The sequence below is a fragment of the Ideonella alba genome, assembly GCF_018069845.1.
GTDB classification, from domain to species: Bacteria; Pseudomonadota; Gammaproteobacteria; order Burkholderiales; family Burkholderiaceae_C; genus Ideonella; species Ideonella alba.
Genome location: NZ_JAGQDD010000020.1, coordinates 15,670 through 28,339 on the forward strand (window position 1 = coordinate 15,670; position 12,670 = coordinate 28,339).

Below are 12,670 nucleotides of genomic sequence, written 5' to 3' on the forward strand. Positions count from 1 at the left end.
CGCGGCGCTGCTGGGCAGGGTTCTTGCTGAGTCCTGGGGGCAGTACAGAACAAGAGGACGTCGATGGCCACCCCTTTGCCAGCCCTGGTGCCGGTCGCGCAACTCAGCGCCGGCGACACCGCCTGGATGATCAGCGCCACCACGCTGGTGCTGCTGATGAGCCTGCCAGGCCTGGCGCTGTTCTACGCCGGCATGGTGCGGCGCAAGAACGTGCTGGGCACCCTGGCGCAGGTGCTGGCCATCGCCGCCCTGGTGAGCCTGCTGTGGTTCGCCATCGGCTACAGCCTGGCCTTCGGCCCTGGTGATGGGTGGATCGGCGACTGGCGCCACCCCTGGATGGCCAGCCTGCGCGTGGACAAGCCACAGGGCCTGGCCAGCGTGCACCCGCTGATGCCCTCGGTGCCCGAGGCGGTGTTCGCGATGTTCCAGCTCAGCTTTGCCGTCATCACGCCCGCACTGATCGTGGGCGCGGTGGCCGAACGCATGCGCTTCGCCGCCCTGTTGTGGTTCAGCGCACTGTGGTCGCTGGGCGTCTATGCGCCGCTGGCCCACTGGGTCTGGTCGCCCGAGGGCTGGCTGGCGCAGCGCGGCGCACTGGACTTCGCCGGTGGCACCGTGGTCCACCTCAACGCCGGCGTGGCCGGCCTGGTGGCGGCCTGGTGGCTGGGCCCGCGCCAGGGTTGGGGGCGCGAGGCCCTGACCCCCTCGCACCTGGGCCAGACGATGACCGGCGCGGCGCTGCTGTGGGTGGGCTGGATCGGCTTCAATGCCGGCTCGGCCGGGGCCGCCGATGCCCGCGCCGCCATGGCCATGCTGGCCACGCAACTGGCCGGGGCCGCCGGCGCGCTGGGCTGGATGCTGGCCGAATGGACGCTGCGCCGCACGCCCACGCTGCTGGGCCTGTGCAGCGGCGTGGTGGCCGGCCTGGTCGCGGTGACGCCGGCCTCGGGCTTCGTCGGCCCCGGCAACGCGGTGCTGATCGGCGCGGTGGCGGGTCTGGCGGGCCTGTGGGGCGCCACCGGTCTGAAACGCCTGCTGGGCGTGGACGACTCGCTGGACGTGTTCGGCGTGCACGGCATCGGTGGCCTGGTCGGTGCACTGCTGACCGGCGTGCTGGCCGAGCCGCTGGTGGGCGGCGTCAGCGGTTCGCTGGCGGCGCAGGCCACCGCCGCGGGCGCCACGCTGCTCTACAGCGGCGTCGCCACCGCGTTCCTGCTGTGGCTGGTCGACGCCCTGGTCGGCCTGCGCCTGACACCCGACCAGGAGCGGCTGGGGCTGGATCTGGCCCAGCACGGCGAACGCATCGACTGACCCACGACCCGGGAGTGACCCATGTTGGAGAGCGAGAAGCTGGCCCTGGCGGCCCATCTGCACGTGGTGCTGCGCCGCCATGTCGGCCGCGTCACCGACGTCGAATGGCTGGTTCGCGATGCCGCCTACGCGCAGGAGATCATCGCGCTGGCGCGGGCCAGCGGCCAGGCCGACTGTGTCGAGCGCGCCAACCGCCTGGCCGAGGCCCTGTTCCCGCCGCCACCGCCCGCCGCGCCGGTGCGGCCGGCCGCCACGCCCAGCAGCCCGCTGGGCGTGGCGATGCGGCGCTACGTGGGCAGCCTGCGCTGACGGGGCGAGCCGCCTATCATGGCCGGGCATGAACGCGCCGCCGACCCGACCCAGCCGCCTGATCCGCGACCCCCGCGCCATCCCGGTCCTGTCCACCGACGCCCATCTGCCGGCGATCGATCCGGCGCGGCTGCAGCCTGCGCTGTTGCGCCAGCGCCTGGCGGGCGCCCATGAACGCGTCGCTCCGATCGCGGGCGACGGCAACCGCCACGACCTGCACTTCGACCGCGAACCCACGCCCGCCGCGGTGCTGGTGCCGCTGGTGCCGCGGCCGCACGGGCTGTCGGTGCTGCTGACCGAGCGCACCGCCCACCTGCACGACCATGCCGGCCAGGTCAGCTTTCCCGGCGGCCGCACCGACCCCGAGGACGCCGACGCGGTGGCCACCGCGCTGCGCGAGGCCCACGAGGAGGTGGGCCTGGGCGCCGAGCGGATCGAGGTCATCGCCCGCCTGCCCACCTACACCACGGTCACCCGCTACGTGGTGACGCCGGTGGTCGGCCTGGTCGACCCGGACCACCAGCTGGCGCTGGACGCCTTCGAGGTGGCCGAGGCCTTCGAGGTGCCGCTGGCCTTTCTGATGAACCCGGCGCACCACCGGCGCCACCGCTTCGAGGCGGCGCCCGGCGTCTGGCGCGAGTTCCTGTCCATGCCCTGGTCGCCCGACCCGGCGGGCCAGCCCGACCGCTTCTTCATCTGGGGCGCCACAGCCGCGATGCTGCGCAATCTCTACCACCTGCTGGCCGACGATTGAGCCGCCAACGCTGGGTATCATCGCCAGCGTGAGTTTCTTCGCCGTCCTCTTCGCGCTGGTGCTTGAGCAGATCAAGCCGCTGCCGCGCGACAACTGGGTCCATGACACGCTGGCCGACTGGGTCGGCTGGACCGGGCGCAATTTCGACGCCGGCCAGCCCCAGCACGCGCGCATCGTCTGGGTGGTGACGGTCATCGTGCCGGCCCTGCTGGCCTGGGCGCTGCACTGGGTGCTGGCCACCTACATCAGCTTCTTCCTGGCGCTGGCCTTCGATGTGCTGGTGATCTACCTGACGCTGGGTTTTCGCCAGTTCAGCCACTACTTCACCGACATCCGCGAGGCGCTGGAGAAGGGCGACGAGGACGGCGCCCGCCGCCTGCTGGCCGAATGGCGCCACCTGGATGCGTCCGAGCTGCCGCGCACCGAACTGCTGCGCCACGTGCTGGAACACGCACTGCTGGCCGCGCACCGCCATGTCTTCGGCGTGTTCTTCTGCTACGTGGTGCTGGCGGCGCTGGGCCTGGGCCCGGCCGGCGCGGTGCTCTACCGCATGGCCGAGTTCGGCAGCCGCTACTGGGCCTTCAAGAGCCACCACCTGGGCGTGCCGGTGAATGACAACCTGCGCGAGCTGTCCCAGCGCGCCTTCAACCTGATCGACCATGTGCCGGCCCGCCTCACCGCCTTCGGCTTCGCGGTGGTGGGCAACTTCGAGGATGCGGTGGCCGGCTGGCGCCGCGACGCCGGCCTGTGGAAGCACGCCAACGAGGGCATCATCCTCGCGGCGGCGGCCGGTGCGGTGGGCGTGCAGCTGGGCGGCGCGGCCGCCCCGGGCGTGACGCCTGACCGCAGCCGCACCTTCGCCAGCGGCGACACCGACGCCACCGACGCCACCGGCTCCACCCCCGGCCTGCCGCCCGAACTGGGCCACCTGGGCAGCCTGGTCGGTCTGGTCTGGCGCTCGGTGGTGCTGTGGATGCTGCTGCTGGCGCTGCTGAAGCTGGCCAATCTGCTGGGTTGAGAACCCCGCGGAATGCGGGCCACGTGCCGCCGTGGCTTGTCCAGGGTCAAGCTGAACAGGTGGTCGCCCACCACAGAATCGACAGGTCTCGCCTGTGATCCTGTGCCGCCGTGAACGCTGATGCCGCCCCCCGCACCGACTGGCACGCCCTGCCACCGGCGGCCGCACTGCAGCAGCTGGGCACCGACGCCGAACTGGGCCTGAGCGCCGAGGACGCGGCGCGCCGCCTGACCGTGCATGGCCCCAACACGCTGCCCGAGCCCAGCACGCGCCCGTACTGGGCGATCTTCCTGCGCCAGCTGCGCAGTCCCTTGATCGCCATCCTGGGCGTCGCCGCTGGGCTGGCGCTGGCGATGGGTCACCTGGGTGATGCGGCGGTGATCGTGGTGGTGGTGCTGATCAACGGCCTGCTGGGCAGCCTGCAGGAGGGGCGTGCCGAGCGCTCGATGGCGGCGCTGCGCCAGCTGGCCGCGGTGCAGGTGCGGGTCTGGCGCGACGGCGCCGAGCAGTTGGCGCCGGCCCATGCGATGGTGCCGGGCGATGTGCTGTTGCTGGCCGCGGGCGATGCGGTCGCGGCCGACGCACGGCTGCTGGAGGCCGTGCGGCTGCAGGTGGCCGAGGCCGCCCTGACCGGCGAATCGGTGCCGGTGACCAAGACCGTGGCCGCCGTGCCCGAAGCCAGTGCGCTGGCCGACCGCCACTGCATGCTGCACGCCGGCACGCTGGTCACCGCCGGCCGCGCCCGCGCGCTGGTGGTGGCCACCGGGCGGCACACCGAGATCGGCCGCATCGCCGGCCTGACCCAGCGTGCCCAGGAGCCGCCCACGCCGCTGGAGCAACGGCTGGAGCGCTTTGGCCGCGCGCTGACGCTGGCGGCGCTGGGCCTGTTCGCGCTGGTGATGGCGCTGGGCCTGTGGCGCGACATGCCGCTGGCCGAGGTGCTGATGGTGGCGATCAGCCAGATGGTGTCGATGGTGCCCGAGGGCCTGCCGGTGGCCATGACCATCGCGCTGGCCGTGGGCATGCAGCGCATGGCCGCCCGCGGCGCCATCATCCGCCGACTGGCGGCGGTGGAGACGCTGGGTTCGACCACGGTGATCTGCAGTGACAAGACCGGCACGCTCACCCGCAACGAGATGACCGTGGTCGCGCTGTGGCTGCCGGGGGACACGGGCGGCCAGCGTCTGCAGGTGCAGGGCAGCGGCTACGCCCCGCAGGGCACGCTGTTGGCGGCAGACGGGCCCGTGCAGGCCACTGCGCTGCCGGATCTGCATGCGCTGCTGCGTGCCGCGGTGCTGTGCAACGACGCCCAGCTGCTGCCGCCCGCCGATGGCGCAGTCTGGCGCATCGTCGGCGACCCCACCGAGGGCGCGCTGCTGACACTGGCCGCCAAGGCCGGTCTGGACGTGGACACCACCCGCGCCGCCACACGCCGGCTGGCCGAGCAGCCCTTTGACGCCGACACCCAGCGCATGGCCACGCTGCACCCCGGGCCCGATGGCCGCGCCCAATGGCTGGTCAAGGGCTCGCCGGAGGCCGTGCTGCGCCTGTGCGGCGCCGAGCGCCCTGCGACGCTGCAGGCCGCGCGCGCCCAGGCCGAGGCGCTGGCCGGCCAGGCGCTGCGGGTGCTGGCGCTGGCGGTGATCGACGCCGTCGATCCGCAGGCCCCGTCTGCGGTGGATGACTCCGACCTGGTGGCGCGGGGCCGCCTGCTCGGCCTGGTCGGCCAGATCGACCCGCCGCGCGAGGCCGCGCCCGCCGCGGTGGCCGCCTGCCAGGCCGCGGGCATCCGCCCGGTGATGGTCACCGGCGACCACAAGCTGACCGGCCTGGCGATCGCGCGCACGCTGGGCATCGCCGGCCCCGACGACCGCGCCGTCGACGGCCCCGAGCTCGAGCGCATGGGCGAGGCCGAACTGCTGGACGCGCTGCCGGCCATCGCTGTCTTCGCCCGCGTGCAGCCGGCACAGAAGCTGCGCATCGTCGAGGCGCTGCAGGCCCGCGGCGAGGTGGTGGCCATGACCGGCGATGGCGTGAACGACGCGCCGGCGCTGGCCCGCGCCGACGTGGGCGTGGCCATGGGCCGCAGCGGCACCGAGGTGGCCAAGAGCGCCGCACGCATCGTCATCACCGACGACGACTTCGCCACCCTGGTGCATGCGGTGGCGCAGGGCCGGGTGGTCTATGCCAACCTGAAGAAGGTCATCCTCTACCTGTTCGCCACCTCGGTGGACGAGGTCATCCTGCTGCTGCTGTGCCTGGTGGCCGGCCTGCCGCTGCCGCTGGTGGCGGTGCAGATCCTGTGGATCAACATCGTCACCGAGGGCACGCTGACCGTGAACCTGGTCATGGACCCGGCCGATGGCGACGAGATGCGCCGTGCGCCCACCGCACGCGATGAGGCCCTGTTCGACCGCCGCATGCTGCTGCGCGCCGCCCTGATGGCCCTCAGCGCGGCGGCGGTGGCCTTCGTGTGGTTCCAGTGGCGGCTGGGCGTGGGGATAGCGCTGGAGCAGGCCCGCACCGAGGTGTTCACCCTGGTGGCGCTGACCCAGTGGTTCAACATGCTGAGCTGCCGCAGCGCCACCGCCAGCGTCTTCAGCCGCCGGGCGCTGCACAACCGCTGGCTGGCCGCCGGGCTGGGCCTGAGCGTGGTGCTGCAGGCCGCGGTGCTCTACCTGCCGGCGATGAATGCGCTGTTCCACACCGTGCCGCTGGACGGCAGCACGCTGCCGGTGCTGCTGGCGCTGGCGGCCCTGGTGCTGGGGGTGGAAGAGGCCCGCAAGCGACTGATGCGCCGCTGATCGGCAGGCGCCTGGCGGACGGCCACGCCGGCCGTGGCGGCACAATCAGGGCGTTCATCACCACCAAGAACAGGGAGACTCACCCATGATCCGAATCGACCGGGCCGCTGGCCTGGCGCTGCTGTGCGCCCTCGCGCTGCCGGCGCCCGCCCAGGGGCTGCCCGCCTGGCTGGTCGAGGCCCAGGCCCGCGAAGCCCGCCTGCCCGCACCGGTGCCGCTGAGCAGCGAGGATGGCTGGCTGCGCACCCAGGTCCAGGGCCGGGTGGACCGCAAGCCGGTGCTGCAGGACGAGGGCTATGCCTTCAGCATCGTGGTGGACGACACGCTGACCGTGCATTGCGAAGTGGCCCGCGAGTCGCGTGATCTGGCGCGGCTGCTGGTCGTGTCCTCCGAAGCCGGTTTCGCCCAGGTCGCGAAGTCCATGGGCTCGGTCGAGGCGCGGGTGATTGAACGCACCGCCGCCGGCGCCGTCGGGCCCCATGCCTTTCTGGGCCTGCAGTGGATCTACCGGGTGACGCAGAAAGGCGAGCAGCGGGTCGGCGCCTTGCACCAGTTCGCCGCCAACGTGGGCGATGCAGCGCTCCTCTGCGCGCACGATCAGGTGGGCTACGCCAAGACCTTCGAGACCCTGACGCGCACGCTGACCAGCGCCCTGCGCACCGGCGACGCCGAGCCGCCTGCGCCGCGCTTCCGGGAGATCGTCACCTTCAGTGTCGACGGTGCACCGGTGGGTGTGACCACGACCTCGTTGAGTGTCGACGCCGATGGGGACACCCAGCTGGTCAGCCGCGGTTCGACGATCCTGCAGATCACGCCGGGCCGACTGGTGTCCGAGGACAGCGTCGCGGTGGAGTGGGTGCGCCCCGACGGCAGCCTGATCAATGCCGCGCAGTTCAAGGCCGCCAACGGCGAGCTCAGCCACAACCTGACGCTCAAGCGGGCCGACGGCGTCTGGCGCGCCAGCGGCAGTCTCGACGGCAAATCGATCGACCTGGCCTTGTCGGGTGAGCCGGCGTCCCAGGTCGCGCAGGCCCTGGCACGGCGCCAACTGATGGCCCGTGCCGACGCGGTGGGTGCCAGCACCGAGGCCATGAACTGGAGCGGGGTGGACCCGACCCGCCTGATCAAGGCGCGCGCCACGGTGCTGGCGGCCCAGGGCGCGGACGCGTTCTCGGTGCGCGAGGAACTGGGTGAGATCGCGATGGAGATGGTGCTCGACCGCCGCACCGGCACCCTGCTCAGCGGCCGCATGCCGATCGGTCCGCGGACGATGAGCTTCCAGCGCATCTACACCGAGGGCAGCTTCTGATGCGCCGCCGCCACCCGGCGTGCCGTGGGGCGTCGGCGGCAGCGCGGGTGGGCGCCGTGTTCGTCAGCCTGTGCGCGGTCGGGGGGGCCCTGTGGCCCGTGTCGGGCCAGGCCCAGGTGTTTGCCTCGATCCCGGTGGAGGCCTCAGCAGTCGCCGCGCCGCCCGCCAGCGGGTCGGCGGTGCGGGTGCGCGTGCAGGCGGCCGATGCCGCCGCGCTGGCGCGCTTCCTGGGGCGGCCCGAGGGCGAGGACACGCGGCAGGGCCATGTGGTGCTCACGCTGGCGCCCGGCCGGCAGGCAGACCTGGACGTCGCGCTCGACGCCCTGGCCGCGTCCTTCATCATCGACCACGCCGACCCGGCGGTGCAGCAGCTCAAGGCGCAATTGCTGCAGCAGCGGCCCGGCGAGCCGGTGGACGGCGCGCGCGTCGTGGCCTTCGTGGCCAGCGTGATGCGCTCGGAGCCGGCCCAGACGTCCTACGCCTCCGCCGTGGCCCGCAACCTGCGCGGTGACTGCACCGAGCACGCGCTGCTCAGCGCCGCGCTGGCGCGCGCGCTGGGCATTCCGGCACGCGTGGTCCATGGCGCGGTGCTGGTGGCGGTGAACGGGCAATGGCAGGGTTATGGCCATGCCTGGATCCAGACCCAGGAATCGGGCCAGTGGGTGCTGCGCGACAGCGCGCTGTGGAACGAGCCCGGGCCGATCTACTACCTGCCCAGCCTGGTGCTGAGCAATGAAGGGCCTGGCCACCGACTGTCCCTGCTGCAGGGCCTGGCCCGGCTGCCCAGCCGCATCGAGGTGCTGGGCCTGGCCCAGGAGCCTGGCGGCCGCTGAGCAGTCCTATCCCTTGCGCTGCCCCGCCTCCAGCTCGTCCCACAACCCGGCATACAGCCGGTAGCGGGTGGGGGCGATCTCGCCGCGATCGGCCGCGTCACGCACGCCGCAGCCGGGTTCGTGGCGGTGGGTGCAGTTGTAGAAGCGGCACGCGCCCAGGTGCTGGCGCAGGTCGGGCATCAGCTCGGCCAGGCGCTGCGGCGTGATGTGCATCAGGCCGAACTCCTGGAATCCGGGCGAATCGAGGATCGCGCCGCGGCCGTCCAGGCCCGACGCGGTCTCGTCCAGCCAGTACCAGCGGGTGGTGGTGGTGGTGTGCTTGCCGGAGTTCAGCGCCTGCGAGACCTCCTGCGTCTCGGCCTGCGCGCTGGGCACCACCAGGTTGATCAGCGTGCTCTTGCCCATGCCGCTGGCGCCCAGCACCAGCGTGGCGCGGCCGGCCAGCAGTGGCGCCAGCGTGGCGCGGGCCTCGTCGGGGCGGGTCTTCAGCGCGGTCTCGTGCAGCGTGTAGCCCATGGCGGCGTAGGGCCGCAGGCGCTCGCGCGCGGTGGCGGCCTGCGGCACATCCACCTTGTTGAGCAGCAGCGTGGCCGGGATGCCGGCGTCCTCGGTGGCGATCAGCGCGCGGGTGAGCTGGCTTTCGCTGAACATCGGCTCACCGGCCAGCACCACCAGCAGCTGGTCGATGTTGGCGGCAAAGCTCTTGTGGCGCCACTCGTCCTGGCGCATCAGCAGGTTGCGGCGCGGCTCGATCGCCTCGATCACGCCCTCGTCGCCAGCGCGTTGCCAGCGCACCCGGTCGCCCACCACGCAGGCGCTCTTCTTGCCGCGTGGGTGGGCGATCAGCCGCTGGCCTTCCGGGGTCTCGATCATCACGTGGCGGCCGTGGCTGCCCACCACCAGCGCCAGGTCCAGCTCCGCGCGCGCCACCATCAGGCGTGCTTCTGCATGGCCGCGAGCCGCTCGCTGGCCGGCGGGTGCGAGTAGTGGAAGCGCACGTACAGCGGATCAGGCGTCAGCGTGCTGGCGTTGTCCTGGTAGAGCTTGAGCAGCGCCGACGACAGCTCACGCGCGCTGGTCTGCTGGCAGGCGTAGGCGTCGGCCTGGAACTCGGCGCCGCGCGAATGCACCGCCATCAGCGGCCCGATGAAGAAGGTGAAGCAGGGCGAGGCCAGCAGGAACAGCAGCAGCGCCAGGCCGTCGTTGGCCGCGGCCAGGTTGGGCTGCACCCCCAGGCCCACATAGAAGCCGGTCTGGCCCGCCAGCCAGCCCAGCAGCGCCAGGGCCGCGAAGGACAGGCCGAACATCATCAGCATGCGCTGCTGGATGTGGCGGTGGTGGAAGTGGCCCAGCTCGTGGGCCAGCACCGCCTCGATCTCGTCGGTGTTCAGGCGCGCCAGCAGCGTGTCGTAGAAGACCACGCGCTTGGACTTGCCCAGGCCGCCGAAGTAGGCGTTGCCGTGGGCGCTGCGGCGGCTGCCGTCCATCACGAAGAAGCCCTTGCTCTGGAAGCCGCAGCGCTGCATCAGCGATTGCACCCGCTGCGCCAGGCCGGTGTCGTCCAGCGGCTTGAACTGGTTGAACAGCGGCGCGATCCAGATCGGGTAGATCACCTGCATCAGCAGCGCAAAGCCGGTCCACAGGCACCAGGCCCACAGCCACCACCAGCCGCCCGAGGCGCCCATCACCCACAGCACCGCCGCCAGCAGCGGGCCGCCGATCAGCACGCCCACCAGCACCCCCTTGGCCTGGTCGGCCAGCCACAGGCCCAGGCTGCTGCGGTTGAAGCCGAAGCGCTGCTCCAGCCGGAAGGTGCGCCACCAGGCCAGCGGCAGGTCCAGCAGGCCGCTGACCAGGCTGAAGCCGGCGAACAGCGCCAGCTGGTAGGCCAGGTCGCCCCAGCGCGGCTGCACGGCGTCGCGCACCAGGGTGTTCAAGGCGTCCAGCCCGCCCAGCAGCGTCCAGCCCAGCAGCACCACGCCGCCGAAGCCATCCACCAGCAGGCTGAAGCGGGCCTTGGCGATGGTGTAGTCGGCGGCCTTCTGGTGGGCCTCGGGCGTGATGCGCCCGGCGAAGGCCTCGGGCACGCGGTCACGGTGCGCGGCCACGTGGCGGATCTGCCGGGTGGTCAGCCAGAAGCCCACGCTGAGCGAGGCGAGCAGGAAGGCGCAGAACAGCGCGGTGACGGTGCCGGCGTGCAGGGACAGGGACATCCCGGCAGTGTATGTTGTCGGACAATCAGCGGCTGGACCTGCCCCGAGATGACCATGACCGACACCGCCCCCGTGCTCGCCAAGAGCGAGCAGAACCTGATCTGGATCGACCTGGAGATGACCGGCCTGAAGCCGGAGTCCGACCGCATCATCGAGATCGCGGTGGTCGTCACCGACCCCAGCCTGAGCATCCGCGTCGAAGGCCCGGTGTTCGCCATCCACCAGAGCGACGCCGTGCTCGACGGCATGGACGCCTGGAACAAGGGCACCCACGGCAAGAGCGGCCTGATCGACCGCGTCAAGGCCAGCGAGGTCTCCGAGGCCGACGCCGAGGCCCGCGTGATCGAGTTCCTGGCCCAGTACGTGCCCGCCGGCAAGAGCCCGATGTGCGGCAACAGCATCTGCCAGGACCGCCGCTTCCTGGCCAAGGACATGAAGGGCCTGGAGGCCTACTTCCACTACCGCAACCTGGATGTCTCCACGCTGAAGGAGCTGGCCAAGCGCTGGAACCCGGCGGCGCTGGAGGGGCTGGTCAAGGCCAACAAGCACACCGCGCTGGCCGACATCCACGAGTCGATCGACGAGCTGGCGCACTACCGCAGCACCTTCCTGAAGGTCTGAACAAGGGGGCGGCCCCTTGAAACCGCGCCGGGCTGCCACGATCTGCCAGGGTCTGCCGCTTTTCGACCCTGCCATGAACCCTCGTTCGCTGGTTCCTCTGCTGACCGCCGGCCTGCTGGCCCTGACCCCCGCCTGGGCCCGCGAGCCCGCCGCGCCGCGCGCCGTCACGCCGCGCGGGCCGCTGCTGGCGCAGGAGCAGCAGGTGGTCAACCTGTTCGAGTCCACCGCGCCCTCGGTGGCCTACATCACCACCGAGGTGGTGCAGATGAACGGCTTCTTCCTGCGCCCCGAGGTCAGCCAGGGCGCCGGCAGCGGATTCGTCTGGGATGCCAGCGGCCACGTGGTGACCAACAACCATGTGGTCGAGGACGCGCGGCGGGTGTTCGTGCAGCTCGACGCGGGCAACCCGATCGAGGCCACACTGGTCGGCCGCTCGCCCGAGTACGACCTGGCGGTGGTCAAGCTCAGCCGCGTGCCCAAGGACCTGCGGCCGATCCCGCTGGGCAGCTCACGCGAGCTGCGGCCCGGCCAGACGGTCTACGCGATCGGCAACCCCTTCGGCCTGCAGCGCACGCTGACGCAAGGCCTGATCAGTGCGCTCGACCGCGAGCTGCCCACCACCGACTACCGCGAGGTGGCCGGCGTGATCCAGACCGACGCGGCCATCAACCCCGGCAACTCCGGCGGCCCGCTGCTCGACAGCGCCGGCCGGCTGATCGGCGTGAACACCGCGATCCGCTCGGCCTCGGGCTCGTCGGCGGGCATCGGCTTTGCCATCCCGGCCGACCTGGTCAACCGGGTGGTGCCGGCGCTGATCAGCCGCGGTCGCGCGCCGCTGCCCAGCATCGGCATCGCACCGGTGCGTCCTGATCTGGTGGCGCGCGCCGGCCTGTCCGGCGTGGTGATCGCCGACGTGGTGCGCGGCAGCCCCGCGCACGATGCCGGCCTGAAGGGGCTGGATCGCCGCACCGGCGAAGTGGGCGACATCATCGTCGCCGTCAACGGCAAACGGATCACCTCGCTGTCGGGCTTCGTCGGCGAGCTGGACAAGGCGGGTGTCGACAACACCGCCGAGCTCACCGTGCTGCGCGGCGACCAGGAGCGCCGGCTGCGGGTGAAGGTGGTCGACGGGGTGCGCTGAGGCACCCCCTCGCGCCGGGGCTCAGACGCCCAGCAGCTGCACCTCGAAGACCAGCGTGGCGTTGGGCGGGATCACGCCGCCGGCGCCGCGCGGGCCGTAGCCCAGGTGCGGCGGGATCACCAGCACGCGGGTGCCGCCCACCTTCATGCCCTGCACGCCGTCGTCCCAGCCGCGGATCACCATGCCGGCGCCCAGGTGGAAGCGGAAGGGGTCGTTGCGGTCCTTGCTGGAGTCGAACTTGCGGCCGCGGTTGTCCGGGGCGCTTTCATCGAACAGCCAGCCGGTGTAGTGCACGATCACCGGCTTGCCGGCGGTGGCCTCGGCGCCATCGCCCAAGGTGACGTCGATCATCTGCAG

General features: G+C 72.1%; 12 protein-coding genes. 9 read left to right on the plus strand and 3 right to left on the minus strand.

All coding sequences use genetic code 11. The features are described from left to right. The first annotated feature begins 63 nt into the window (after window positions 1-63). From KAK03_RS20275 to KAK03_RS20305, 7 genes are all read left to right on the plus strand, one after another. A complete protein-coding gene (locus KAK03_RS20275) occupies window positions 64-1,311 on the plus strand; it encodes an ammonium transporter (protein WP_210856520.1) in 1,248 nt (415 codons plus the stop codon). 21 nt (window positions 1,312-1,332) lie between these two features. Then, on the plus strand, window positions 1,333-1,620 hold the full coding sequence (locus KAK03_RS20280) for a hypothetical protein (RefSeq protein WP_210856521.1): 288 nt from the start codon (window positions 1,333-1,335) through the stop codon (window positions 1,618-1,620). A gap of 28 nt (window positions 1,621-1,648) precedes the next feature. Next, on the plus strand, window positions 1,649-2,374 hold the full coding sequence (locus KAK03_RS20285) for a CoA pyrophosphatase (protein ID WP_210856522.1): 726 nt from the start codon (window positions 1,649-1,651) through the stop codon (window positions 2,372-2,374). A 28-nt stretch (window positions 2,375-2,402) separates the two neighbouring features. Next, entirely contained in the window at window positions 2,403-3,392 is a 990-nt protein-coding gene (locus tag KAK03_RS20290; RefSeq protein ID WP_210856523.1) for a CobD/CbiB family protein, read from the plus strand. A gap of 110 nt (window positions 3,393-3,502) precedes the next feature. After that, window positions 3,503-6,196: a cation-translocating P-type ATPase gene (locus KAK03_RS20295; RefSeq protein ID WP_310738683.1), complete on the plus strand. Its 2,694-nt coding sequence runs from the start codon at window positions 3,503-3,505 to the stop codon at window positions 6,194-6,196. An 85-nt stretch (window positions 6,197-6,281) separates the two neighbouring features. Then, window positions 6,282-7,505, plus strand: coding sequence for a hypothetical protein (locus KAK03_RS20300; protein ID WP_210856524.1), 1,224 nt, complete (start codon window positions 6,282-6,284; stop codon window positions 7,503-7,505). Continuing rightward, entirely contained in the window at window positions 7,505-8,338 is an 834-nt protein-coding gene (locus KAK03_RS20305) for a transglutaminase domain-containing protein (protein ID WP_210856525.1), read from the plus strand. The genes KAK03_RS20300 and KAK03_RS20305 overlap by 1 nt, the downstream gene beginning before the upstream one ends. A gap of 6 nt (window positions 8,339-8,344) precedes the next feature. Here KAK03_RS20305 and rsgA read toward each other — a convergent pair whose 3' ends face one another. Both rsgA and KAK03_RS20315 read right to left on the minus strand, forming a co-directional pair. Next, window positions 8,345-9,271, minus strand: coding sequence for a ribosome small subunit-dependent GTPase A (gene rsgA, locus KAK03_RS20310; RefSeq protein ID WP_210856526.1), 927 nt, complete (start codon window positions 9,269-9,271; stop codon window positions 8,345-8,347). Next, window positions 9,271-10,551, minus strand: a complete 1,281-nt coding sequence (locus tag KAK03_RS20315; RefSeq protein WP_210856527.1) for a M48 family metallopeptidase — start codon at window positions 10,549-10,551, stop codon at window positions 9,271-9,273. Before KAK03_RS20315 ends, rsgA begins: the two co-directional genes overlap by 1 nt. A gap of 54 nt (window positions 10,552-10,605) precedes the next feature. Here KAK03_RS20315 and orn point away from each other — a divergent pair, with 54 nt between their 5' ends. Together orn and KAK03_RS20325 are read left to right on the plus strand one after the other, a co-directional pair. Continuing rightward, the gene (gene orn / locus KAK03_RS20320; protein WP_210856528.1) at window positions 10,606-11,172 is read left to right on the plus strand and encodes an oligoribonuclease; all 567 of its coding nucleotides are present in this window, start codon (window positions 10,606-10,608) and stop codon (window positions 11,170-11,172) included. 73 nt (window positions 11,173-11,245) lie between these two features. Next, window positions 11,246-12,313, plus strand: a complete 1,068-nt coding sequence (locus KAK03_RS20325; RefSeq protein ID WP_210856529.1) for a S1C family serine protease — start codon at window positions 11,246-11,248, stop codon at window positions 12,311-12,313. A 21-nt stretch (window positions 12,314-12,334) separates the two neighbouring features. Here the strand turns inward: KAK03_RS20325 and KAK03_RS25120 are convergent, their stop codons facing one another. Further along, window positions 12,335-12,664, minus strand: a complete 330-nt coding sequence (locus KAK03_RS25120; protein WP_247661312.1) for an FKBP-type peptidyl-prolyl cis-trans isomerase — start codon at window positions 12,662-12,664, stop codon at window positions 12,335-12,337. Window positions 12,665-12,670: the final 6 nt, after the last annotated feature.

What these genes read in the sequence shown, in the direction of transcription:
- KAK03_RS20275 (WP_210856520.1), top strand. Translation starts at nt 64, where the DNA reads ATGGCCACCCCTTTGCCAGCCCTGGTGCCGGTCGCGCAACTCAGCGCC.
- KAK03_RS20280 (WP_210856521.1), top strand. Translation starts at nt 1,333, where the DNA reads ATGTTGGAGAGCGAGAAGCTGGCCCTGGCGGCCCATCTGCACGTGGTG.
- KAK03_RS20285 (WP_210856522.1), top strand. Translation starts at nt 1,649, where the DNA reads ATGAACGCGCCGCCGACCCGACCCAGCCGCCTGATCCGCGACCCCCGC.
- KAK03_RS20300 (WP_210856524.1), top strand. Translation starts at nt 6,282, where the DNA reads ATGATCCGAATCGACCGGGCCGCTGGCCTGGCGCTGCTGTGCGCCCTC.
- KAK03_RS20305 (WP_210856525.1), top strand. Translation starts at nt 7,505, where the DNA reads ATGCGCCGCCGCCACCCGGCGTGCCGTGGGGCGTCGGCGGCAGCGCGG.
- rsgA (WP_210856526.1), bottom strand. Translation starts at nt 9,271, where the DNA reads ATGGTGGCGCGCGCGGAGCTGGACCTGGCGCTGGTGGTGGGCAGCCAC.
- KAK03_RS20315 (WP_210856527.1), bottom strand. Translation starts at nt 10,551, where the DNA reads ATGTCCCTGTCCCTGCACGCCGGCACCGTCACCGCGCTGTTCTGCGCC.
- orn (WP_210856528.1), top strand. Translation starts at nt 10,606, where the DNA reads ATGACCGACACCGCCCCCGTGCTCGCCAAGAGCGAGCAGAACCTGATC.
- KAK03_RS20325 (WP_210856529.1), top strand. Translation starts at nt 11,246, where the DNA reads ATGAACCCTCGTTCGCTGGTTCCTCTGCTGACCGCCGGCCTGCTGGCC.
- KAK03_RS25120 (WP_247661312.1), bottom strand. Translation starts at nt 12,664, where the DNA reads ATGATCGACGTCACCTTGGGCGATGGCGCCGAGGCCACCGCCGGCAAG.